General features: G+C 30.0%; 19 protein-coding genes. 6 read left to right on the top strand and 13 right to left on the bottom strand.

The features are described 5' to 3' along the window. The first annotated feature begins 37 nt into the window (after nucleotides 1-37). The 3 genes from ACM6F9_RS06195 (at nucleotide 38) to ACM6F9_RS06205 (ending at nucleotide 4578) form a co-directional block, all read left to right on the top strand. The gene (locus ACM6F9_RS06195; protein WP_414844878.1) at nucleotides 38-1900 is read left to right on the top strand and encodes a T9SS type A sorting domain-containing protein; all 1863 of its coding nucleotides are present in this window, start codon (nucleotides 38-40) and stop codon (nucleotides 1898-1900) included. 215 nt (nucleotides 1901-2115) lie between these two features. Then, complete coding sequence (locus tag ACM6F9_RS06200; protein ID WP_414844879.1) at nucleotides 2116-2814, top strand: DUF1826 domain-containing protein; 699 nt, start codon at nucleotides 2116-2118, stop codon at nucleotides 2812-2814. A gap of 594 nt (nucleotides 2815-3408) precedes the next feature. Continuing rightward, a complete protein-coding gene (locus tag ACM6F9_RS06205; protein WP_414844880.1) occupies nucleotides 3409-4578 on the top strand; it encodes a thioredoxin family protein in 1170 nt (389 codons plus the stop codon). Between the two features lie 254 nt (nucleotides 4579-4832). Here the strand turns inward: ACM6F9_RS06205 and ACM6F9_RS06210 are convergent, their stop codons facing one another. Together ACM6F9_RS06210 and ACM6F9_RS06215 are read right to left on the bottom strand one after the other, a co-directional pair. After that, nucleotides 4833-5675 (bottom strand): sialate O-acetylesterase, encoded by an 843-nt coding sequence (locus tag ACM6F9_RS06210; RefSeq protein WP_414844881.1) that lies wholly within the window; start codon nucleotides 5673-5675, stop codon nucleotides 4833-4835. A 5-nt stretch (nucleotides 5676-5680) separates the two neighbouring features. Next, a complete protein-coding gene (locus ACM6F9_RS06215) occupies nucleotides 5681-6232 on the bottom strand; it encodes a TetR/AcrR family transcriptional regulator (RefSeq protein ID WP_414844882.1) in 552 nt (183 codons plus the stop codon). Nucleotides 6233-6544: 312 nt separating this feature from the next. On the opposite strand from ACM6F9_RS06215, the gene ACM6F9_RS06220 reads away from it, so the two are divergent. The 3 genes from ACM6F9_RS06220 to ACM6F9_RS06230 all read left to right on the top strand — a co-directional run bounded on the left by ACM6F9_RS06220 (nucleotide 6545) and on the right by ACM6F9_RS06230 (nucleotide 9944). After that, nucleotides 6545-7720 (top strand): TlpA family protein disulfide reductase, encoded by a 1176-nt coding sequence (locus tag ACM6F9_RS06220; RefSeq protein ID WP_414844883.1) that lies wholly within the window; start codon nucleotides 6545-6547, stop codon nucleotides 7718-7720. A 135-nt stretch (nucleotides 7721-7855) separates the two neighbouring features. Further along, entirely contained in the window at nucleotides 7856-9199 is a 1344-nt protein-coding gene (locus ACM6F9_RS06225; protein ID WP_414844884.1) for a sensor histidine kinase, read from the top strand. Continuing rightward, nucleotides 9192-9944, top strand: a complete 753-nt coding sequence (locus ACM6F9_RS06230; RefSeq protein ID WP_414844885.1) for a LytR/AlgR family response regulator transcription factor — start codon at nucleotides 9192-9194, stop codon at nucleotides 9942-9944. The genes ACM6F9_RS06225 and ACM6F9_RS06230 overlap by 8 nt, the downstream gene beginning before the upstream one ends. Before the next feature lie 261 nt (nucleotides 9945-10205). On the opposite strand, the gene ACM6F9_RS06235 is transcribed toward ACM6F9_RS06230, so the two are convergent. The 11 genes from ACM6F9_RS06235 to ACM6F9_RS06285 form a co-directional block, all read right to left on the bottom strand. Next, nucleotides 10206-10955 (bottom strand): hypothetical protein, encoded by a 750-nt coding sequence (locus ACM6F9_RS06235; protein ID WP_414844886.1) that lies wholly within the window; start codon nucleotides 10953-10955, stop codon nucleotides 10206-10208. Between the two features lie 9 nt (nucleotides 10956-10964). Continuing rightward, nucleotides 10965-12920, bottom strand: a complete 1956-nt coding sequence (locus ACM6F9_RS06240) for a hypothetical protein (protein ID WP_414844887.1) — start codon at nucleotides 12918-12920, stop codon at nucleotides 10965-10967. Then, nucleotides 12920-13918, bottom strand: coding sequence for a hypothetical protein (locus ACM6F9_RS06245; protein ID WP_414844888.1), 999 nt, complete (start codon nucleotides 13916-13918; stop codon nucleotides 12920-12922). Before ACM6F9_RS06245 ends, ACM6F9_RS06240 begins: the two co-directional genes overlap by 1 nt. A 2-nt stretch (nucleotides 13919-13920) precedes the next feature. After that, the gene (locus tag ACM6F9_RS06250; protein WP_414844889.1) at nucleotides 13921-15915 is read right to left on the bottom strand and encodes an AAA family ATPase; all 1995 of its coding nucleotides are present in this window, start codon (nucleotides 15913-15915) and stop codon (nucleotides 13921-13923) included. 5 nt (nucleotides 15916-15920) lie between these two features. Further along, entirely contained in the window at nucleotides 15921-17597 is a 1677-nt protein-coding gene (locus ACM6F9_RS06255; protein WP_414844890.1) for a DUF6035 family protein, read from the bottom strand. Further along, complete coding sequence (locus ACM6F9_RS06260) at nucleotides 17594-18739, bottom strand: hypothetical protein (protein WP_414844891.1); 1146 nt, start codon at nucleotides 18737-18739, stop codon at nucleotides 17594-17596. Before ACM6F9_RS06260 ends, ACM6F9_RS06255 begins: the two co-directional genes overlap by 4 nt. Beyond that, nucleotides 18732-20591 carry an ATP-binding protein gene (locus tag ACM6F9_RS06265; protein ID WP_414844892.1) on the bottom strand — a complete coding sequence of 620 codons (1860 nt, stop codon included), beginning with the start codon at nucleotides 20589-20591 and terminating at the stop codon, nucleotides 18732-18734. The genes ACM6F9_RS06260 and ACM6F9_RS06265 overlap by 8 nt, the downstream gene beginning before the upstream one ends. Continuing rightward, complete coding sequence (locus ACM6F9_RS06270) at nucleotides 20588-21856, bottom strand: hypothetical protein (RefSeq protein WP_414844893.1); 1269 nt, start codon at nucleotides 21854-21856, stop codon at nucleotides 20588-20590. Before ACM6F9_RS06270 ends, ACM6F9_RS06265 begins: the two co-directional genes overlap by 4 nt. A gap of 374 nt (nucleotides 21857-22230) precedes the next feature. Next, nucleotides 22231-23055 (bottom strand): phage terminase large subunit, encoded by an 825-nt coding sequence (locus tag ACM6F9_RS06275; RefSeq protein ID WP_414844894.1) that lies wholly within the window; start codon nucleotides 23053-23055, stop codon nucleotides 22231-22233. Then, the gene (locus ACM6F9_RS06280) at nucleotides 23043-23423 is read right to left on the bottom strand and encodes a hypothetical protein (RefSeq protein ID WP_414844895.1); all 381 of its coding nucleotides are present in this window, start codon (nucleotides 23421-23423) and stop codon (nucleotides 23043-23045) included. The genes ACM6F9_RS06275 and ACM6F9_RS06280 overlap by 13 nt, the downstream gene beginning before the upstream one ends. A 43-nt stretch (nucleotides 23424-23466) precedes the next feature. Next, complete coding sequence (locus ACM6F9_RS06285) at nucleotides 23467-24345, bottom strand: hypothetical protein (RefSeq protein ID WP_414844896.1); 879 nt, start codon at nucleotides 24343-24345, stop codon at nucleotides 23467-23469. Nucleotides 24346-24351 lie beyond the last annotated feature (6 nt).

The raw sequence follows: 24351 nt of genomic DNA on the forward strand, positions 1-24351 counted from the left end.
TGTTTTTTTATGATATGTGATAATTAAATGAATTTATATGATACAATTAAAAAACAAACTGTGGGGATTGCTACTTATGCTGCCGGTATTATTTTTTAGCCAGACTTACCAGTGGCAATGGGCAAAACAGGCCGGCGGACAATCTGGTTCTGCTGATCCGGGGTTTAATTACCAATTTGATGAATCTATACGTGATATTGTTGTAGATAATAACAATAACACTTACTATCTGGCAAGTGTATGGAATGGAGGTCAAAATCTGAACGGTGTAGCTGTACCCAATTATGGACTTCGTGATCTTGTTTTGTTTGCTACAGACTGTCAGGGTAATACATTATGGTCTACCATTGTCGGAGGATCAGAAGATGGTGAAAATGCCTGGCATATTGAAGTAGATAATAATGGCGGATTATATGTAATGGCTACTCTTTATAACAATTCATATAGCGGAGATCCTACTGCTGTTCCTATGCATTTTGATGGTACTCACACAATGCCCTTGTATACATATTATGATCAGACAGTAGAGCCTGCGCATAAAGCGGGTTATCTGCTTAAATATAAAACTTCTGATGGAACATTGGATTGGAGTAAAGCTTTGCAGGGAGATGTCAGCTATCTTAGCAGACGTTGTGACGTACAGATGATGTATATGGATTCATCCAAAAATATTCATGCTATTATGGGTTTCAGAGCGGGAACTCATTTAAATGGTTTAATTACGGTTCCGTCAACGTTTACTACATCGTTTCAGTATTATCTGGTTAAATTCAACTATGATAATGGGAATATGACCCCAGCAACTCCTTTATTACTTCCTATTACGGGGGGAATAAGCGCAGGAGGAACAGATGGTAAAGTAAACCTGCTGTATGATGAAAGTTTAAACAGATATTATCTGGCCGGAAAAAGAATGGTTGGGAATTACACCAGTAATCTGGAAGACTTCTCGTACAATAATACTCCGTTTACAAAAGATGCTTATGTGCTTGCATTTAATGGAAGTACCGGAGCAGAGTTATGGAGAAAAGAATTTGATAATAGCTTACCAGGATTTATGGATGATGAAATTCATTCTGTTATCAAAGCTTCAGGCTCATCGGATATTTATATTTCAGGACGTTATTTTTCAGGAACAGTTCCTACCACTTTCGGGAATTATTCTTTTCCAGTACAAAACTATCAGGGACAGACTCCTTTTGTAATGAAGCTTAATGCTGATGGAGTAGTGCAGTGGGCAAAAGTTCCGGATGGGCTTACAAGTTTTTCTGCTTATCGTTTCATGAAAGGAAAAATTGCTTTGAACGGAAATGAACTGGCATACGCTAAAGGAAGCTGGAATGAGGTTTGGGGAAGTTTTTCAATGACACGTCCCAATTCAGATTTATCAGATCCTTTGCTGGTACGTTTCAATAAAGATACAGGAGCAGTAATTGGTACCGGAGAGATTCACAGTAACTTTCAGGTTCAGGATGAATTTACAGCCATTGCTGTAGATAAAGACGGAAATTATGTATTAGGAGGTCTTTTTCATGACCAGCTGTTTACAGATTCCAATGATAATGTTAATACAATGACGGTAAATGTAACGGGAGGAAAATCCCAGTCTTTCATTACAAAATATTCTAAATCAGCATGCAGTCAGATGTCAGTAGAAGAAACAGCTGTTCAGGCAGGAATTCAATTATTTCCGAACCCGGTTCAGGATGTGCTTACTATAAGAAGTAAAGAACCTTTGGTTTCTTACGAAATCTTTGGCACTACAGGGCAGCTCGTAAAACAAGGAACTTTGAATATGGCGCAGGAACAAATCGTATTATCTTCTCTTCAGGCAGGAGTATATTACATTAAACTTAAAACAAAATCTTCAACAGTAACAGAAAAAATACTGAAGAAGTAAAAAAACAAAACTGAAAATTAATAACCTTATATATAAACAGTGTTCTCGGGATGAGGGCGCTGTTTTTTTTTATCCGAAATTTTTAGCGTTAAAATAAGTTTGGTCAGAACTTTTAGACAATTTATATATAACGCATCTTTTTATAGTAGCGATTTTGAATAAGCGATTCCGTATTTTTGCAGAGAACTAAACGATTAAATTTTTTATTCCGGCATATGAGTAATACATTTTCTGACAACAATCAAATTGAGGTGGTTTCTTCTTTTTCGGAATTAATAAACACTCCTTTTCAAGGAACGATGAATGCTGTTTGCTGGCAGAGAAACCTGGTTGGAGATTTTAAGGAAATCATTTCTGAACTTCAGCTGGAAGATAATATTACAGAAGTTTCCAGTGAAGATCTTTTAGCATTGAATCTTTCTGAAGAAGGGAATATCGCAAGGGAAATTATCCTGAATGATATGCAGTTATTAGCAGATCACGGTGCGTCCCCGTCTCTTAATTTGCTTAAATGCTATGAACGGGATGAAGAACTGGGATTCATTTCAACGGATGTGTATTCCTATCATGTAGATCGTTCACCCATTGGAACGGATACTTTCTTATGTACTTATCATGGGGCTGCAAGTGATATTATAGCTAATGATCAGGTGGAGCAGAAAGTTTTAATCCCTGAAATCCGTGAACAGCTCAAAAAATTACATAACGGTCCGGAAAAAGAATTTGAAGACTTCCTGAAAGAGTATTTCTTTGATCTTCACTATCAGCCTAAACCCAATGCAGAACCTTTTAATCTGGGTGTGGGGCATCTTTGGCGGATTGCTGTAGATCATCCGGAGCAGAAGGCTTTACCTTGTGTGCATAGAGCTCCTGTAGAGAATGATGATGAATATAGGTTGTTGTTGATCTGTTAGATGGTCTATTGAATTTTAAAGATATTTAGAAATATCAACAAATCCGTGAAAATCCAAATTCACATACAATTCATGCCTTTACACATTCCTGCGACTATCCTTTAAGTTGTATATCTAGTTTTGTACTGTATAATTATTAAATATATAGCATGACACTTAAAATACTAATGTTTTGTTTAGTTGCAGTTTTATCTATTGGTTTGAGATTACAGCACAAAAAGAAACTTAATGATGAGGTTATCCGCATGGCTAAAGAAAATGTCTGGATAAAATGATTGCTGCTATGGCTATAAGCTGAACACTTTAAAGAATGAAGAAGACATTGATGCAATGAAAGAGAGTTCAGCATTAGCCTTTATGAAATAAGCTACAGATGAATTAGCAGAAAAGGTTATTCGTTTTTATGAATTCTACAAGAAAGGCTCAAACACCTAATCTGTGTATTTTTATCGCAGTGATTCGGAAAAGCCTTATACCAAAATTATACTGATGTGGAAAAAACTCCTGAAAAGGTTATAACTAAAAACGGCACAATATAACTGTGAATTTTTATATAAACCCCTTTTCCTTTAACATTAAAATATAATATTTATTATGAAAAAATTAATAATTTTTTTCACATTTTTTATAGGTGCTTATGCATTGAGCCAAACTGGAATTAAATTTGAAGAAGGTAATTTTACAAGTATCTTAGCTAAAGCAAAGAAAGAAAGAAAATCTGTATTTATTGATGCCTATACCTCCTGGTGTGGACCATGTAAATTAATGGTGAAAAATATTTTTCCTCTTACCACTGTGGGAGATTACTATAATACTCATTTCATCAATATCAAAATTGATATGGAAAAAGGGGAAGGACTCAAAATAGCTAAGAAATATAATATAAAAAGCTATCCTACTTATTTATTCCTTGATGAAAAAGGAGAAGAAATATACAGAACGGTAGGATATGCAGAAGAAAATGAATTTATCCAATTTGCAAAAGACGCAAGTGATCCAAACAAAAGACTTCCTGCTTTAAAGAAGAAATTTGAAAATGGGGAAAGTTCCCCCGAATTTCTGAAAACTCTTGCCACACTTGCCGGCATGTCTGATGATAGAATCTTTGCAAGTAAAGTGTTAGAAAAATATTTTAGTACCCAATCTACTATCACTAGCCAGGATATAGCGCAATTGATGATGGATATTGAAAGTACAGAAGACCCTCTTTATAAAGTATTCCAGAATAGAAAAGGAGATATTGTAAAAATTACTTCTAAAAAAGATTATGAAGAGTTTGATAAAAACATAAAGCTTAAATCTGTTTATAAAAAAGCTTATAACAAAAGTACAAAAGCCCTGGATGAAAGCTATTACCTTGCTGAAGTTCAAAAGTTTTTGGAAAAAAAAGAAGCTGAAAAGAATTTGCAGGATTTAAAAGCTAATATCGCATTAGATAATAAAGATTATAAAACATATGAAAAGATAATGTTGGAAATATATCAAGATTATTCTAATAAGGAACCGATGGATCTAGGGTTTGCTGCCTGGGGATTTGCAGAGAATGATATAACTAATAAGTCATCCATAGAAAAGGCTGTGCTGTGGGTTCAAAAAGCTATAGAAAAACAGCCTCAACCTATCCATATGTTTACTCTGGCAAGGCTTTATAATAAAATAGGGGATAAGAAAAATGCTAAAATATGGGCCGAAAAATCCATTGGGTTGGCAAAAACATCAGGGCAAGATTCATCAGAAGCTGAAGAATTTTTAAAAAACCTTTAGTGGAGCAGTAGATATGTACAGGTATTAAAAAATTTCTCTTAATAATAATCTGTAATCTGCTTTTCTAGGTGACTCGTAATTGTATTCGATCCATTATTAATATAATATGCTTATTTTTATTACTTTGGATGGTTTTCCTGGAATACATTATGGGTTGGAAGCAGAGTTAAGATTAATCATTCAGATGATAAAGTTAAAGCGAAGCTTATCTTAATATTCTTAAAATCTTAATGACAACCCTAATGATTTTATTCCTATCCAATCACTTTAAGTTGTGTTAAATACTCATCACCATCAATATTTCCTAGTGCAAATTCATTTTCCAGCAGTTTAATTTTTTCTGTCTTGGTATGTGTACGGTTATAGATCTTATCCAGTATGCTGTTCTCGTCTGTCAGTGGATTTAAAACGTGCTTAAGATAACGATAAGCCTGATAATATCGGACCCCCAACAGTCTTTGCGAATGAGCATTAAAATGAATACCGTCTGGATTGGCCGCAAGTCCTTTTGCTGTAACAAAATAACAGTTTTTATGAGATTCGGCAAAAAGCTTTAACTCACGATTAACCAGTGAATAATGGATAAAGTATTGACCAAATATTCCGGAAGGTAAAAAGTCTCCCAAGCCTCCAATAATAAGCGGTACCTCAGGAATGTTGAGCTCCTTGCGTAAAGTATTAATAATGATAGCAAATTTTTCCTGATATTGCTCTGCCTTTTCAGGAGAACAGTCGTTTTCGCCCTGATGCCATAGAATTCCTTTAATTTCGCTTGTTCGTTGTGCAAGCTTTGCCTGTGATACTGCATTTTCAAATAAAGCGCCGCCTACAGCCCAATCATCAAGGCTCGTACCTCCATCAGCACAAGGGATCAATCCAATTTCATCTTGCTTATTATCAAGTCTCCAGGAAGCTGTAAATGAGGAAGCAAGTCCCACACCTGAATTGGGACGATCAAAATTAATCGGTTCAGCCATGATTTGCCATAAACCGTTTCTCTGCATTTTAATTTGTTCATCAAAAATAGGGGGAACCTCTTTCGTATAGCCACGTCCGGCCATATTGGATTGACCAATCATTAAAAAAGAATGTATCATTTTGTTTATTTAGTTGTTAAGCCTATACTTCTGCTGAATGTAGTCCAGGCTAATTTTTTTATTTCATTGGGAGCAATATCTCCGGATCTGAATGCTGTAATCGTTGCTGTAATACTATTGGTGAAAAGAATTTTTATCCAGGGTAGCGGCAATTGACTATCAATTAACTGTTCTTTCTGTAGTTTTTGCAGAGCATCGAATAAGTCGGTTCTTGCTTTTAAATATGCCTTACTGGTTTCAGTTTTGTAGGTAGGTTCAATCTCGTTTAATTTTATTAAAAAAGCATACTTAGTTCCGCTGTCAATTCCAGCATATAATAAATTTTCAAGCTGTATCAAAGGATCTGAAGAGCTATCACAGGCTTTAATGGCTGCCGCTTCCCACGCTTGCATCATGTTTTGGTTGCAGGCTTCCAATAATTCGTTCCGGTTTTTAAAATACCGATGCAATGTTCTGCGGTTAAGGTTACAGTGTGCTGCAATCTCTTCAAATGTTGCTGAAAAATTCTCATTTAAAACACTTATGGCTGTATCAATAATTTTTTGTTGGGTATTCATTATTTTTAATTGGCTCAAATTTACGACAAATGTCTCAATTTAGAGACATTTATTTTTTTAATTTATTTATTAAATACTATTAACATGTAATATGAATTATTTTCTCTTTTTGACTAAAAATCCATTTTAAATCCAAATTCACATTGGGTTTACGTCTTTACACATTCTGATAATTCTACATTTTGCAGTGTATCTAGTTTTGTAGAATTAAATCTATAAAATATGAAATTTAAATTGTCGATGTTGTGTTTGGTGTTTATATTTTTTTCAGAGCTGAGGGGGCAAAAAAAAGAGAATTTTAAAAATGATTTTATGACTGTCATTAAGCAAAATGATCCTAAAAAAATTCTTTCAGGGATGAATACGCTTGTCAAAGCTTATAAGCTGGATACTTTAAAATATACGAATGGAGTGGATGTGATGAAAGGATCAGCAGCAATTGCCTTTTTGAAGCAGCATGATTTTAAGAATTTTGAATTGTATCTAAATAAAATAAAAGAGAAGTTCAATCAGACCTCTTATATGAACATAGCAGCAGAAATATTGTATGAATCAAACAAAAATCTAAACTATGCACATAATTTAGCAGAAAAAACAATTCGTCTCTACGAATCCTATAAAGGTGATCCGCAAGCGAGGCCGGAAGGTTTTAATCACAAAGACTGGGAAAGATTTATGAAATTGGCCGCATATCCTTATTATGAAACCTTTGCAAAGATATTACATGCTCAGGGGCAATCAGGTCCAGCACTGTATTACCTGGAAAAAGCGCTTCAAAATAAAGATTCTGAAAATATGATGCCGGAAACAGCTCAGTTATACAGTTCCTTATTGATTGCCGGGCACTATAATGAAAAAGCGTATAAATTCCTCCGAAGAGAAACAGAACTTGGCAGAGCTACAAAAGTAATGGAAGCTCAGTTTAAAACACTCTATTCTTTATTGACAAAAAAAGATGCAGATGTTGCAATGGATTCTATTCAAAAAAATGTTAGCAGAAGATATGCCGAGGAAATATCCAAAAAAATAATTACAGGGAAAAAGGCTTCTGATTTTAATTTAAAAACGCTGGACGGGAATTCAGTTTCTTTAAAAAGTTTGCGAGGTAAAATAGTGGTATTGGATTTCTGGGCTACCTGGTGTGCACCATGTATCAAATCTTTACCCAGTATGAGTAAAATAAATAAAAAAAATCCAGATGTGGTTTTTTTATATATCGTAACAAAGGAAACGGGCTCTGACGCAGTACAACGAATAAAGAAATTTGTAAAAGAACATCAGATTGCACTTAATATATTAATAGATATTCCTGATAAAAGAAACTACGGAAAATTTCTAACGATATCCGATTACAACATAACAAGAATTCCCGCAAAAGTAGTTATTGATAAAATGGGGGCAATACGATTTTTTTCAGTTGGTTTTACCAATGAAAATGTGCTTAATAATGAACTGCAGACTATGATTGATATTGTGAAAATGCAATAGTGTTATAAATCAATTAATTATGTTAGATTAGCAAAACACAAATGCATTAAAAAAATGAGTTCAAAAATCGGTATTGTACTTTTATTTATTCTCACATCTATAAGAATAACCTTGTTCGCACAAAATTCAGAAATAATGAGCACAGGATATCTTATTATAGAAGGGAAGGGGCTGAAGATGACTTCCAGACAAAATAAACGGGATTACAATATAACAATGATAGGAGGCTTTGCCGCTATAAGCACAACAGATCTTTTTAAAAAATCTCACATAAAAACAAAATTTTATTTTATTGAGAATGATGATGAAAAAGAAAAACAAGGCTTTAATCAAATTACCGATCATATTTTTATGAATGTAGGGAAGGGCTGTATTATTGAGCTATTTGATGAAAATACAGACAGACTTCTGCAGAGGTATAAGTTACAAAGAGTTCAGTCTTTTCCGGAAATTGAAATTATTTTAAAAGATACTGATGATTTTAAAAGTAATTCTACAGGAGAGGTTGTTGCCTACAAATATTCGAATATAATTTTATCTCCCAATACAAACAAAATAGAATTGAGAGTTGCGAACAAAGATACATTGAAAGTTAAATATCAACTCATCAATTTAAAAACAAAGGAAAAGATGTATTGTGGGTTTCTGCCTACAAAAGAAGTATTTCATGTAGATTCAAACATAGAATATGAATTGAGATGTAACTATGTTGCACAGCCGGAAAGTACTATGGTGAAATATATTAATATTAGGCCACAATGGTATCAGTCTGTGATTTTTTACACTTTGGCGTTTATAGTGTTGTCAGGAATTATATTTTATATTGCTACGCTGGAATTCAGAAATAAAATTAATAAATCAGAAGCCAAGCAAAGGAAGCTAGAAGAGGCTGCCATACGCCTCCAATCTATGCTGAATCCTCACTTTACTTTCAATGCATTAAGTACAATTCAGGGATTAGTTAATACAGAACGTATAGATGAGGCCAATAAATATCTCGAAGAATTTAGCATCCTTTTAAGAAGATCTTTGTCCAAAAGCAGAGATGTTTTCAACAGGCTTGATCAGGAGCTTGAAATGATGCGTATCTATTTAAATATTGAATCCCTTCGATTTGAATTTAAATGGGAAATAATAGTGCTGCCTACAGATTTATACACAACAGAAATAGAAATTCCAACGTTATTATTACAGCCCTTGATTGAAAACGCGATTAAACATGGTGTATCATCACTAAGGCAAAATGGAAAGATTAGAATTATATGTCTGAAAGAAAAGAATGATATGATTATATTAATAGAAGATAATGGAGTTTGGAATGATAAAGTTCCTTTTACAGGATATGGTCTGGCTATTACGCGTGAAAGAATAGAGACCATCAATAAAATGCAGAAGAACCAACAGATACTTCTATCTTTAGAAGTAACTAATGGCACTCAGATAACTTTAACTTTTAAAAATTGGATCAATAATGATTAATGCGGTAATCGTAGATGATGAATCTATCAACATCAGTAACTTACAGTCTTTGTTAACAAGGCACTGTCCATCAATAAAAATTGTTGGAACCGCCAATTCTGTAGACGAAGCCTGTAGTGTTATTGTGAAGGTAAATCCTGATGTAGTATTTCTTGATATAGAAATGCCACAAAAGAACGGGTTTGAACTTTTAAAATATTTTAAAAAACCTTCATTTGATATTGTTTTCGTCACAGCGTATGATTTCTATGGGATTCAGGCCATCAAATTTTCTGCATTGGATTATTTACTAAAGCCTATTAATATTGATGAATTGAAAACAACAGTAGAGAAAATAGAACTTTCTCTTAACAACAAGTCACATCATAGAAGACTTAGCAATATTGTAGAATTACTGGAAAATAAACTACCTCTCGATCATAAAAAAATTGCATTGCCTTCTCAAAAAGAAACACTGTTTGTTCCGGTTCAGAGTATCCTGCGTTGTGAATCATCCAATAACTATACAACTTTCTACCTCACAGATGAGACCGTACATGTAATTTCCAAACCCATATACGAATACGAAGAGATGCTTAAACCTTTTGGATTTATGCGTTGCCACCAGTCACATCTCGTCAATAAGAGGCACGTGATAAGTATTCTGAACGAAGATTCAGGATATTTGATTATGGCGTGTACCCATCAGAAAATTCCAATATCCCGCCAAAGAAAACAATATGTAAAAGAAGCACTGAAAGAATAGTGCGTTTTTATATTAAATTAGTTCTTATATTGAAAAAGATTATCCTTAGCGAATACCAATTTGATATGAGCTAAGGATATATCTGAATTTTTAGAATGAACGTTTTTTTTCCTTCTGTATCTTATATATACTATTTCCCGATACAAAAAGTAAAGTTTACAATTTATCAACTTAATAATCAATAGATTATTAAATTATTCGAATTAGAAAAATGTAAAAATGCAGCAAATAAAGAGAAAACAAGAGATAATGAAGTGAAAATTAAAATATTTTCAGATGATTATTTTCTTCAATTTTGAAATTTAGGAAGCCTTTATTTTCATTCAGCTTTCCAAAAATAGCAAAGTTTTTATTTCCATCCAAATAGCCAAATTCTAATGACTGTTTGCTATTCAGAAAAACATTAAATCTAAATTTCTTTTCGGTGTCTCTGAAAACTAAATTTTTTAAATAAAAAATTTGTTGAGTGGTTTGATTAATTCTTTCTACTGTTTTAAATTCTATATACGCTTTGCCCCAAACAATTAAATAATGGTCAAGATAATCTTTTTTCTTTTTTAGGATATTATTCAAATGCACTCTTGGAATGCTTTCGTATTTATATTTTTTTTCGAATTTATTTAATGAAATTTTGCCTTCGTGAAGAAAATTATTTATTTCTAAAGTATTAACAATTTTATTATCATTCTTAAACATTAAATTGATTACTTTCTGTAGATTATTTGTGATTAAAAAATTTAATCTGTCTTTGTCCTCTATTTCCTTACTGTTGTATAGTTTATTCAAACTATTGATAGAAATAAACTCTTCAAAAAATTGGCAATCTTCTAAATGCTCTTTATTCCTATTAGAAGCAAAGTAAGGATGTTTTTTTTGTTGTCGGACAATATGAAGAGGTGCAACATAACATTCTGGACAATAAATATTACCAAGGTGTATTGCATCTTTAAAATCCTCAATCCTTATTGCACGATTTTCTTTATCAAAATATGCTTCTTCAAATTTTGGCATTTCTTCAAATTAAAAGTTTACATTGTCGATTCCTAAACTTTGCGCATAAGTCTTTATTCTATTATGCTTTTCTGCTAAACTTTTATTTTCTAGTAAATCAGGATATTTATCAAATAACATTTGTAAAAGCTTATTTTTCATAATAGGCTCATCTATCAATTCTAACATTTTGTAATAATAATCTACCTTTTTCTCATCTCTATCGCCTTTAATAAAATCAATTGCTTCAATTACTTTGTAATGGGCAAATTTTCCAATAAAAACGTTATCATTTCCAAAGAAAAAATTATCATTCAATAAATGAAAAATATTTGCTCCAAAAGACTTTCTCTTATTATCTGAATCCTCAGAAAAACCAGCTTCATTAGTAGCTAAATACATAATATTTGATGAAGGAATGTCGGATAGAATAAAAGGAGAATGTGTTACAAAAATGAAATTAATTCCATCAATGTTTTTTAAATTCAGTTTTTTTATCCCATTTATCAGAAGGTCTATGTATGTTCTTTGATAATCGGGATGGAAGTACAATTCTATTTCTTCTAAAATTACATTAATATTTCGATAAGAAATTTTTTCATCGTCTGTACTATTCTTTACAGAGTCTAAATTTATTAGATGGTAATATATAGAACTTGCAGAATAAATTTGTTGCTTCTCTCCTGAACTTAGTGTACTGAATTTAATCTCTTTATTACCTGATATCATAGAGATAAGGTCTATATCAGTCCTAAATATTGGAGGAGGTAAACAATTTATTATATCACATTCTTGTAGTTCTGTCACTTTTTTTATCATGTCTGCAACGCTTTCAAACTTTAATGAGTTTGTTGGTTTCGATATATCAAATTCTATGTGTTGATATACAAGATAATTTAGTGTTTGACGAAGTTTAAAAACTATGTGGCTACCATCCTTTTTTAATCGTTCAACTAGACCTTCTAAATTGATAAACTTCTTTGTTTTTTTATCAAAGTAGTTTTCTTTGCGATATTCTTCATATTTATGACAAATGCTTATCAATTTATATAGAATATAAAGTTTTGATAATTCAAAAATGCTCTTCTCTATATTGTTAGGTGTTTTATTATATAATTCTTTTAATAATTTTCCTAAGACTAAATCTTTATAATTGTCATCAAACAAAGATAAATCCACCTTGAAATCTTTTCTTGATTTTTTCTCATAATATTCTGAATGTGACAATTCTAATAAAAGGAACGATGCTTTCAAATTCTCTCCCAAACTTAAATTTAATTTTTTATCTGAATCATATTTTAACAAATTTGCTAGTAATCGTTGATAGACCAAATCATTTTCTTTGTTAATATTAATAATACCATTATCTCTCCAAGGATTCAAAACTACAGGAGTTTGATAAGAATCATTTTTATGGAAGATTTGTGATATCCAATCTCCTTCTTGTTCCGAGTTGTATGCATAAAGAGAGTAATTAATAACTTCTGTATAAAAGAACTCTCTTAAATCAAATTTTTTTATTGATTTAGGCTTATTGTAATGATTTAGATTTTTAACAAAACTGTATTGAGAAATCTTGTAATTAGAATTTTTAATATAAAGTTTGAAAATATCTTCTCCAATTTTATAAAAAATGTTAACCTCAATGCCTTTAACTTCTTCAACTTTATGAAAGTTTCTATTAATATTGGATTGTTGTCTCCTGTATTTAAAAAACAAATTATTTATTGCTTTTATCAGTAGTTCAACGAGGGTACTTTTTCCACTACCATTTTTTCCTACGATTGCAGAAATATTAATATTAGGTTTACTATCCCTTGAATATAAATCAAAATCTTCCCTAATTAATTCTATAGTTTCATTTTCTCCTTTCCTTATGAAATTATAATTCTTGTAAAAAATATAGGGATTGTTTTTTATAAGATTTTTTGAATGTTTGGAATCACAAGCTTCCAGTACTTCTAAAGCGATAATTTTAAAACTCATTACCTTATTTTAATAATTCCTAATTCTATCAAAATATCTTTTTTCATCTTGCTCATTGGTCTCCTATCGAATTTTGCTTCTTGAAAATGAACTCCGAAAGCCAATCGATAAACCTCATCTCTATCTAATTTAACTCCTTTTAATATGTTTTTTTCTAGCATTTCAATGTAGTCTTCAGAATAGGCATCTTTTATATTTCTTAAGTCTTCAATCTCATCTTCGTGAGCCTTAAATATTGCTTCTAACTCAAAAGCATCAACAGAGTCTTTCGAAAAATCATCCTTATCATCGGTTATAATTTTGAATGTAAATTTACTGTAATCTTTATGGTCGTAACTGAATGTATATTTAAGTTCTTTTTGGGGATTTTTAAAATATGGGTGAAAATGAGTAGATAGTGAAAAAGGTGTAGAACCTTTTACTCCACTATTACACACAGAACAACTTGGAATGAGATTATAGAAAGATAAAGCCAATAGAGGAAATTTGCTTTTTGGATACCAATGATCAAAAGTAGGACGTATGACCTTCTTTTTATCCTTTTTCACAACTGTTTTCGTATATATCCTATTGCAATATACACAAGTTGGAATATCTAATTTTTCTGCTAAGTTATAAGCACAATATTTCTTGACCTTCTTTTCACAAAAATTATCGTAATCAAATATTCTATTAACCTCTTTATATATTGCATCAAAAATTCCCTTTAAACGTGTTTCTTCGACATTAAAATCTCGTGTTTTTGTTATTACAATAAACTTCAACCAATCTTCATAAACAAAATGAGGAATGATATTTCTTAAAAAAGCTAACTGTAATTGATATAATTTTTTAGGAGAGGTATTTAAAATTTGTTCAATTCTGGATTCAGTCAGGAAATTTTTTATCAGAGGATATGTAGAATTAGTTGCCCTACTAAAAATTAAAGATTTTAACTTTTCTGTATGCGTATCTCTTGCCTCAATAATGTTTGGAAGATCAGTATCAATATATTGCATAACTATTTCTTTTTACTTTTTAAAAATTCAACCTCTTCATCGATAACTTGATTATAATAAGAATTATCTGGAACTAAATCGGTAATCATTTCTGCAAGTTTCATTTTAACAATTTTTTCATCAATAAGATTAACTACTTTTTTATAGTATAATAATTTATCTGTAAATTCAGGAGTAGACTTTTGAGTATCTGATAAATTCTTGTTATTATTTATCCAATCTATTACTTCTTTAATTTTTGATTTTGAAAAATCTCCAATTAGTCCATCATCTATAAAAAAAGAGTGTGCCAGTAAATCTGTGATATTTGCTCCGAATGTTCTTTGTATCTTTTTGTCATTATTATCCGAAATCACACTACAATACCCATTATCTTTATGAAGAAATACAACATTATCAATTGGTAAATCTGATAAGGTAAGTGGATCATGTGTAGTAATAATTATTTGTAAACTGGGTTTTATCTTCAAATTTTCAAAAAAGTGAGGTAAGGTTTTTAAAATCGCATCAATATATCTTTTTTTCCAAACCGGATGAAATCCTAAATCTGCTTCATCTAATAATAAAACATAATTTTCTTTATCAGGTAAAGATTTACTTTCTTCAATCAAATTGTTTTGGATAAAATTATACAACTTCGAAAAAAAATTGAGTAATGCATTTTCCCCAGAACTCATATTTTTATCTGTTGGTCTGAAAGATAAAAATCCATCAATGTAATTTCTTTTATTTATTAATCCCTCAAGTTTTGGATAATAATGAAAAAGACCGGTTATTATTTTTCTATGAAGTTCTAGAATCTCTTTTAGCTCATCCAAATCTAATCTAATACTTTGCTTATTAACATTACTTGGATTATTCTCTTTTTCAATTAGTCCATTTAATTTTTCAAAAAATAAATGAATTATTTCATAATTAAAAATAAATAGCTTTTGCCTTCCATCTTTAATATAACTTTCTTGTATAAAACTAAAAAAAATTTCGATCGCCGTGGAATCTTTAAATTTATCCATATCATAAGGCTCATCAATCATCCCTTCTTGTAACCAAGTATTACTTTTCTCCATTTGTTGAATCACAATAGATATAAATGCTTTTATTATAAAACGGTTTAATAAATATTTATTTATATCGGCTTGATTTACAACATTATGATTTTCATCAAATTTTCTTATTAAATGCCATTTTTCATTTTCAATTTTTATTTTATTAAGAATAAGTTCTATAATATTCCTCAAAGGAAATGGTGTATTATCAAAATCATCTATTTCCACATCTCTAAAATGCAATATCCCCGTTTCATACTGGGGTAATTCAAAAATGTCTCTGAAAACTAAATTATTTTTAAAAATGTCAGAATTTAAAAATTCAATTTGTCTCATTGAGTTTTTGAGAACTAATTCCTCATGTAAATGAAATTTAAAGCCGTTTTTATTTGTTCCTTTTTTATCAGTATTTTCTAAATCCTGTTTGATAAATTGGTCAAGAGAAATATCATAATTGTCAACCTCATCGAAGTCATTATTATATTTTAAATCAAAATGAGGAGAATAGTATATACTCTGATATTTTTCTCTATCTATTCTTGGAATTTTAACATAATCAACTTCCCCATTATCTAATTCATTTTGCAAATAGATATTATCATAACCCGATTGTAGAACATGTGTTTCTTCATTCACTTCAACCAATACAGTACAAATATTATGAGGCATTGAATAAATATGTTTTATAAAAATGCTTCTAATTACATCTAATATTGAAGATTTACCAACACCATTTTGACCAACAACTGCACTTAAAGAATTAAGATTACAGCTGCTTTCGGAAATATTAAAAAATTTAGGAATGTATTTTTCATGTAATTCACGATTTATTACCAAATCCTTTCCCCCAATAATAGGTTGAAAAAAATAGGAATACTTCCCTCCAAAATTTAGTGTTTGTGGTTTTTCTATTAAATATCCGTGTTCTTCTAAATAAATACTAACTATCATAAATATTATAATATTAAATCTTTAAAAACTATACTTACTATTTTTTTATATTTATCAGGAAGATTTGGAATATTACCATTTAAAGATTGAATCTTTTTTTCTAATGTTTTTTTCTTGTCTTGCTCCTGAATAAAACTATCATATCCATAATAGCTTTTTATTGCTTCTAAAATCGGTTTAGAAAACTCTTGTCTAGATGGGTTTCCTATGAATTGATGAGGTATTTGAATAAGTGTTTTAAAACTGTAGCCAATAACAATTTTCTCTTTAATAGATAAAATTGCAATTAAAACTCTTTCTACTCTGGGGAAAACTTTTAAATATTCTGGATTTTTATTGAGTTTACAATAAAATGTAATCAATGAAAGAAAATATAATATTGAATACCTGTCAGGAATTTTGTAATTTCTCCGTTCTAATTGATATTCGTTTTTTATAAATTTTAAATCTTCTTCACAAGGCTGGTAACCTTTTTTGAAAAGTATATCAATTTGTTCATTTATTTGATAGAAATTAGCGAGAAAAACGTTCTGTAATGGGCTTAAATTACCATAGTTTTCAAGTCTTTCAAAAAAAGAAAAATTCTTTGCTACAAAATCCTGATGTTCTTTTTTTAATCCTTGTTGTCTTTCTGCTTTATGTTTTTGGATTCGTCTTTCTGTTTCTTCTTGCTCAAATTTTAATTTTTCCTCATCCTTTTCGATTCTTCTTTCTTCTTCCTCCCATTCGTAAAATAACCTAAGCCTTTCTTTTTCCTTTTCTTTTCGCGCAAGTTTTTTCTTCTCAATATCCGACCTGACTTTTTCCTCTTCTGCATTTACATCATAGTAATATACTTTATAAGAATTCTTATCGAATGTCAAATCTTTTAATGATACATATTTACTTTCCCAAACATATCCTATTCCTTCTTCCTGTTCTTTTGGTATTTGATATTGACAAAGTAAATATAAATCCTTATTACTTTGAGATAACCTAATGGCTTCTTCATCTAGAATAAAGGCATTTCGATTATTAGAATAAAATACATCCTTTTGAGTAAATCTTTGTTTATCTGATTCAATATCAAAACTTTTGAATACCCAAATTATAAACGTCTGATTGTCTTTATAGAAATATTGTCTATCACAGATGACATTTAAAAAAGTAGTAGCAAGTTGAATTTCAAAAACTAAATTCTTGTGATTAAAGACTGATGTAACATCAGGTTTTTTCCATTCAAGATGATCCCTTATACTTTTGTTTACCATCTCCTGTTTCACAAATGTTACCTCTCCTTTATTTTGTTGATTATAGCACAAAAAATCAAACACATATTGTTTAGTTTCAATATGTAACTTTCCCTCTTTTTGACCATTAAACTTCCCTCTAAGAATTAAATCTTTTGATAATTTGGTATCAGTTTTAATAGGACAATCCTTACTATCTTTGAGGTGCTTAAAATATTTTATTTTACCATTTATTCCCTTTCCCCCACTTATTTGTACCATTTGTCCACAAACTTCACATACAAGAAAAGGTTCTCGTCTTTCACTTATTGCTTCTTGACATTTCTCTCTGTAAGAAAAAACTATATGTTCATTTTCTTTATTATCAAATAAAATATTTGAATATATTTTATCTCCTGTATCAAGATTTAATACAGTTTCAATAGTTCTGATATTATCCGGCTTACTAATCAATGATTTAATTGGTCATATTGGTTTTTAAAATATCCTAGTTCATTTATCGCTAATAATGCTGTTTTATCTAAATTATCATTCCATATATCTTTATAATTATGATATACAATATCGTACACATCAAAATTAGGATTTACTTCCCACGCAATTCCAATTACGACAGCTGACTTATTAAATAAAAATGCAGCAACTAAACATCTATGTTCAGTTTCTCTAAGTCTTTGTTCTTCATTATCAAATTTCCCTGAAACAAAAACATATATTATGTGATTAAAAGTCGGAGAAAAATAAATTCTTGCTCTTATATTTGAGTTAATGACGGTATTTAGATTATCAATCAATTTTATTCTTTCATATCTTGTTTCTTGAGCCATAATTTCACAAGCTCTTCTTATATCATTCAATGTATCAGTATTGTAGCCATTTTTATCAAAATAATTTTGAGTAAAATGATTAATAATAAAATCCCATTTATAACTTTCTTTTCTTTCCTTTTTTTCTTGTAGATAACCCTTATTCTTTTTAAGAGTTTCGTAGATACCTTCATCAAAGTAGATAAATGTCTTCTCTGGAAAGTTTAACTCGTTACATAAATAAAATGCTAACAAGTCCTCCTCTCCATTACCTGTAAAATGAACATCTAAAAGTTTAGCTTGCTTCTCTCTTAGATAGAGAATAAAATCTTTCATAGTATCCAATTCTGAAATAATTGAATGAAAAGATATTTCATCCATAATATTCACATACCCATTATTCATAATAGATTCAGGAAGTGGAAATTTTCCTATACCTCCAATAGCCAGAGCAATTTTATAAAAGTTTTTTTCTTTTGGAAGTTCAATTTCTTCTTTTGCATCCTTGAGTTTAAAAGAAGAAACACTCTTCAGAAATCTTTCTGCTCCATTCAGTTGTTTTAAAGAATCTTCAATAGCCCGTTTATTCCACCTGTTGTAATCTACATCATAATTATCTGATTGACTAATATTAATTTCTTTTACTGAAATTAATACTATATCACTTCCACATATCACTATCACATCACAAAGCTCCTTATCCTTTTTGCCAACAGGATTAACAAAACTGAATAAAGAAAAAAAGGATTTCTTGCATAAATTATATGCCCATTCTTCTGATTTAGTCATTATTATCAATCCAATTATTAATTAATATCATTGTTTTATTATTGGGCTCATATTGTTTTTTATCAATTTTGCCAATATCAATCATTACAGGGACTTGGGCTGAAAGACCTGCTAGAATACAAGTGCCTGTAGGGAGAATAGGAAGCGATTCAAAAGAAAGCTTATCTAAGTATGACACCGTCTTCTCTACAGCTTTGATATCATTGTTATTGATTAATCTATGTAGAAAAAAGTTATGCAATTGTGAAATGATTGTTGGAGAGATATCGGAAGGTCTTTGACTCGCTATAGTCAAGAAAACTCCAAATTTTCTACCTTCTTTAATAATTTCCTCGAAAGTTTCTAATCTATAATCTTTCCACGTTTCACTTTCTCTTTCAGACACTGAAGATAAAATATTATGTGCTTCATCTATTATTATATTCAAATATTTTGTTTTGTCATCCTCCTTTTTCTTGTCTTCGTAAAGTTGTTTACAAATGAGAAGAGGTAAAATTTTCCTCATTTGTATATTTACATCTTTCAATGAGATTATAGAAATATTTTTAGTAGAAATTTCACTTTCATCTTGTAACATTATAACTTTATTTACATCTTTCAATCTGCTATCTAATCTTTTGATTAAAGGAGATAAATGTTCTTTGTTAGAATGTCCTCTCACAATTTCCTTATAGTAAGTATATGTTATTTTATATCTAATTTTATTAAATTCATTTGCTGTTAAGAAGTTTAATCCATTTACCAATGGGGTTATGTAAGGAAAAGCATTTGTATTTAAATCGTGTTTATCTGCAACATTACTTTTAACAAAAAATCCCCCATTATTATAAGTGCCTAAATTACTATCAATCCAATTAATTAATTCTTTTAGATTTGACTCATTGGAAACTAGAGGCATTAATTCCCACAAATAGTTTAAAATAGATTTTATTCCTAAATCTTTATCTCCCTTAACGATAATTTCTTTTATAATTTCATCTATCTCTTTATGGATGTTTAGTGGATCAATTTCCTTTTTGAAAGCTCTTTTAAGAAATGGTATTTGAGTTTTTTCTGTTGCTTCAAGAATAATAGACCAAAATTCAACATTGTTTATAGTATCTCTATTTACAGGGTACTTTTCATACACGGTTAAATTTCGGGTGCTCAAATTATATATTTGCTTTTTATCTTTTTCAATTATTATGTCATATCCAATCTCTTCGTTTCCTATATACTCACCATTAAAATCAATAAAAATAAAGTGTGTATTTATTTTAAAATTTTGATTTTGAATGAACTTCAAGAATAATTCTCTATACATTTTTGCCAATGTATAAGACTTTCCACTTCCTGTATTACCAAAAATACCTATATGACTTGCAAATAAATCATTTATCCCAACACTTATTTTTTGTTCATTCTCATGTGTAAGAGTTCCTAAAATAAGAGGGGTATCTCCTTTCTTTACAAAGTCATGAACATCCTCAAACTCTTCTTTCTCTAACAAATAACACTCATTGTTTATCAAAGGGAGCTCTTTAATACCTCTCTCGAATCCCTTTTTACTAAAAAAACCAAGTAAACTAATAATTAAAATTCTTTTAATTTTGAATTTTTCACTTTTATAGTCTTTTCCAGATATTTGCTTATCTTCTAAAATGAACTCTCCTTCAACTTTACCTATAATCTTTGTGAAACCCTTAGTGATTTTAATATAGCCATTAACTGAAATATTCCTTAGAAGTTCTCCGTTATATAAGAGGTGAGAACTATTTTTCGTTTTGTCGACTTCAATTTTTACTGTTCTACCTTCGACTGAGATTACTTTACCTACTTTAAAAATAGAATCCTTTTGTAAATCTACTTTCATGATTTACTTTTTTTTAGTTGGATATTCTCTAATAATGGTATAAATAAAAGTTCATTAGCCTTATTTAATCCAAATTTTTCAACAGGATTTAGTAGCTCTACATTGTGATAATTACTAAGGTCTATTTTGTCGTTACTTAAATTCTTTAATATATCTTTTGCCTTTGTTGAATAACAAAAAATAAAGACTTTCAATGTAGGATTTGATTTTATAGCTCTAAAGGTAATGTCACGAATATGTTCATCAGCCATCGAAAAACCCATTATAAATAATATTGAATTTTCTTTTTCTAACTCATTAGAATAAAGACGTAGCATCTCGTAATAGGTTTTATTAAAAGTAGTATCTCTGAATTTATCCTTAGTTGGATTTACTACTTGTAAGTCTTCATATGCTTCTATAAATTCCACCGTCGATGGTATTGGAGTTTGCCTTTCTGCTTCAGAAATTATTTCTTCTATAGTCAGATCTAATTCCTCTTTATTCCATTTTTCATTACTCATTTCTAAGATATTAAGTAAATTGATATCCTTAATCTTAGAAATAACTTTGTTTAAAACATCTAATCCAGCAAATTCTATAATTCCATCTGCTAATTTCCAGGTTACTGAACCATGAATTTTGAGTAAATTAAAGACTGGAATTTCCGCTATATTATCATATTGAAGACTTTTTTGAAAGAATGATTTTTTAAAATTGCTTAGCTGAAATTGTTTTTTAAAAACACCATTAAATCCATCATTAAAATACAATCCTAAATCTTCAATTACTTTTTCACAAAATACATCAATATTTGTAGTAAAAATATTTACTTGTTTATTGACTGTATTACTTCTTCTTTCGTATAAAATTTGATTGATAACTTGAAAAAAAATCTTATAGTTTTCATAAGTTTCAATCAACTCAACAGCTCGGTCACTAGAAGAACAATAATTTTTATTTTTTTGAGACAATTCTTCAACTTCTATATTTCCTTTCATTGCAACCTCAAAGTAACTTTTATATAAACAGGCTTTTATATAACTTCTCAAATCATCACTGATTTTTTTATTTTCTTCAAGACCGGTAAGCCATGTCTCAATACCTCCAAGAGTTTTCATAAACGGAACAGATAATCCGGAGCCTATTAAAAAATTAATACTACAATCCTGAATTAAATTTTTAAAATTCTCCAGTCTTTCTTCTAAAGGATTTTCCAACTTAGGAATAGCTGGATTTTCATCTTTTTTTTCCTGAACTTTTTCAGGAGATCTTTTAGGACTCATTTTGGACTATTAGTTTTATTATTAATAAAAATAGCGTAAATTAATTTTACGCTATCATTTATCCAATTTAGTAATTTTTGATTATTTACCGAATACTTTTTTTAAATTAATAAATTGGCTTTTCACATAATTTTATAGATACGAAATAAATATTATTTTTTTGATTTTACTTACGGGAAACCATAATTAGTTTATTTTTATAAAATATATCTTTTCTAATAAATATAAATGGATGTTTTTTTATATAAAGTATTAAGAACTATTGTGTTACTTCCAATATTTCACAATCATAACTCACTTTTGCTCTAACAATTCCAATATTATATGCCCCTAAAGCATTCCTTGCTCTATACTTCATAATTACAAGCACATAATTATCCATTTTTTAAAACTGTAAAAACAGTTCTGTCATCACCATATCGGGCAACATCTACGCCCATTGATATAAATTCTGTTCCTGTAATACAATCAGCAGTTTTTACAATAGCCTCACTTGGAATCAGCTGATTAATGGTATCAACTAAACTCCAGTCACCATATAGATATTTTCTGAGTAAATTAGGATTGTCTTTAAAGGTATCTTTTAAATTCTGTACATATTCGCTGTTTTCATCATAATTATCTGTTGTAAGGCTTTGGATATAAACCTCATCAGGACTCTTTGACTGAATGAAAGTAGGGATTAACCAACACGCCTCTGGGTTACTTGTTAGCCTTCCTTCGTATCTTGGTTTGTCTCCACTAGGTAAAACCCAGCGCAAACGAGTTTTGAGAACTCTATACACCTCAACAGAAACCTCATTGCTTTCGTCAATTCCGAACCAGCCTATTTCTAAACCTTTTATTTTCTGTAAAAGTTTATCTTTCGCGACATTACAGTCTATAAAAGTAAGTACAGAGCCATTAATAAAAGTCACCTCTAATGTAGTTTGATTGAAGCTTTTTATTATTTCTGGGGGACATATGGAAAAGAACGTAACTAAAATTGTTCGACGAAGTACTGATAATTCTTTTCTGACAATAACAAGCCTATTACCGGGATACATCATAGCATTTAGTATAGCTTCACCACACAGAAAATATGATTTTCCCGCTCCAAAACTACCTGCAAACAGTAAATACTTAGCTCTGCTTAGATGTGCTTCTATTTGCTTTGGTTTGGGCTTGTAATATTGCGAAAAATCTATTATTGTGCCCATTTGTCTGGTATGCCTGATATAAATTGTATGTTTCCTGAATGTTCTATCTGAATTTTATATAATCCCTGAAGATTAGCAATTTCTTTATTAATTGAACTTGCTAATCTGTAATCCTTATTTTCAATGGCTGATCTGTAAAGTTCCTCATATCTCCTAGTGGCTTTTGCGTAGTCATAATTTATATTTCTCGTTACAGATTTTTCTACGAGTGTTTTTGCTCTGGCAATATATTTATCTGCCTGTCTTTCTCCAATATTCCAGTTTTCTGAACAATATAGAACTATAATCTCTCTACTATTACCATTAATTAGCATTATGGCTACCTCTTTTATACGCTGTTCTACTATGTTCTTATCTGATTTTTGCATTGGTATTTATTTTTCTTCTCCGACTATATTACAAGTTGGATAATTAACTACAATAAAGTTCTATATACTTGTCGGATAAGGCTTTTAGGAAATATTTTTTAAATTCTTTCTTTAGAAACCTTTCCTTTAATTGCTTTATCTTTTGCCTTATTGCTTTTGCCTCTGTTTTGTTAATCTGTTCTTCTACCTTTATAAAATCTGTATTGCGTGAAGCATAAAATAACATTCGTTCTACATTGGTAGAATTGGTAAAATCTACCTCATCATTGTAGATTACTTTTGTAAATGCTTCGTTGAGGTCTTTAAACAACTCTTTGAATTTGTCTTTATCCATCAAATCAGCTAATGTATTTATCTGCTTTGGCAGTTTACGCTTCTGGTTATAGCAAAATTCTACACGAAGTGTTTTATCAGAAATTTTCACACTATCGACTATTTTACATTGAAAAGACTTGTCATAAATTTTTAGAGCATATTCGCTTAAAAAACATTTTCTACCGTAGTCAGCCTGTTTGTATTTCATTTTTTCAAACTCCCTTTCTTTGTATTGTAAAAAGAGTGATATGTATTCTTTTGCCGGTTTTGGTGTGAGAATATTAAAGCCAAATTCCATTTTTTTGATTTCCCAGCTTATTGCTTCAACCTCAAATTTTTGGCAAATTTCCTGTATCCCTTTTTTCAATTCGGAATGAGTAAAATCTGTATAGTTATTACCTTTGTAGAATTTATGTAATGAATTTGATACTTGGATTTTATTATAATAAAGTATTACTCTCAAATCTTCGTATTCACTTTCAAAACGATATAAATTACCTCTTTTGAATATTGGATAAAAATTTAATCCCTTCCATTCAAACGGGTTGATTGAATTAAAAGCATCAAAAGGCTCAATGTTAGCGACCATTACAATAAAATCTATCATTTGTAA

Origin of the sequence: Chryseobacterium sp. IT-36CA2 (genome assembly GCF_949767875.1) — a bacterium.
In the GTDB taxonomy this organism is placed as follows: domain Bacteria; phylum Bacteroidota; class Bacteroidia; order Flavobacteriales; family Weeksellaceae; genus Chryseobacterium.

Excerpts from the sequence above, each read along its gene's own strand:
- ACM6F9_RS06250 (WP_414844889.1), bottom strand. The coding sequence starts at position 15,915 with ATGATAGTTAGTATTTATTTAGAAGAACACGGATATTTAATAGAAAAA.
- ACM6F9_RS06260 (WP_414844891.1), bottom strand. The coding sequence starts at position 18,739 with ATGACTAAATCAGAAGAATGGGCATATAATTTATGCAAGAAATCCTTT.
- ACM6F9_RS06200 (WP_414844879.1), top strand. The coding sequence starts at position 2,116 with ATGAGTAATACATTTTCTGACAACAATCAAATTGAGGTGGTTTCTTCT.
- ACM6F9_RS06285 (WP_414844896.1), bottom strand. The coding sequence starts at position 24,345 with ATGATAGATTTTATTGTAATGGTCGCTAACATTGAGCCTTTTGATGCT.
- ACM6F9_RS06205 (WP_414844880.1), top strand. The coding sequence starts at position 3,409 with ATGAAAAAATTAATAATTTTTTTCACATTTTTTATAGGTGCTTATGCA.
- ACM6F9_RS06215 (WP_414844882.1), bottom strand. The coding sequence starts at position 6,232 with ATGAATACCCAACAAAAAATTATTGATACAGCCATAAGTGTTTTAAAT.
- ACM6F9_RS06235 (WP_414844886.1), bottom strand. The coding sequence starts at position 10,955 with ATGCCAAAATTTGAAGAAGCATATTTTGATAAAGAAAATCGTGCAATA.
- ACM6F9_RS06265 (WP_414844892.1), bottom strand. The coding sequence starts at position 20,591 with ATGAAAGTAGATTTACAAAAGGATTCTATTTTTAAAGTAGGTAAAGTA.
- ACM6F9_RS06245 (WP_414844888.1), bottom strand. The coding sequence starts at position 13,918 with ATGCAATATATTGATACTGATCTTCCAAACATTATTGAGGCAAGAGAT.
- ACM6F9_RS06270 (WP_414844893.1), bottom strand. The coding sequence starts at position 21,856 with ATGAGTCCTAAAAGATCTCCTGAAAAAGTTCAGGAAAAAAAAGATGAA.
- ACM6F9_RS06210 (WP_414844881.1), bottom strand. The coding sequence starts at position 5,675 with ATGATACATTCTTTTTTAATGATTGGTCAATCCAATATGGCCGGACGT.
- ACM6F9_RS06230 (WP_414844885.1), top strand. The coding sequence starts at position 9,192 with ATGATTAATGCGGTAATCGTAGATGATGAATCTATCAACATCAGTAAC.
- ACM6F9_RS06195 (WP_414844878.1), top strand. The coding sequence starts at position 38 with ATGATACAATTAAAAAACAAACTGTGGGGATTGCTACTTATGCTGCCG.
- ACM6F9_RS06225 (WP_414844884.1), top strand. The coding sequence starts at position 7,856 with ATGAGCACAGGATATCTTATTATAGAAGGGAAGGGGCTGAAGATGACT.
- ACM6F9_RS06275 (WP_414844894.1), bottom strand. The coding sequence starts at position 23,055 with ATGGGCACAATAATAGATTTTTCGCAATATTACAAGCCCAAACCAAAG.
- ACM6F9_RS06220 (WP_414844883.1), top strand. The coding sequence starts at position 6,545 with ATGACTGTCATTAAGCAAAATGATCCTAAAAAAATTCTTTCAGGGATG.
- ACM6F9_RS06240 (WP_414844887.1), bottom strand. The coding sequence starts at position 12,920 with ATGAGTTTTAAAATTATCGCTTTAGAAGTACTGGAAGCTTGTGATTCC.
- ACM6F9_RS06280 (WP_414844895.1), bottom strand. The coding sequence starts at position 23,423 with ATGCAAAAATCAGATAAGAACATAGTAGAACAGCGTATAAAAGAGGTA.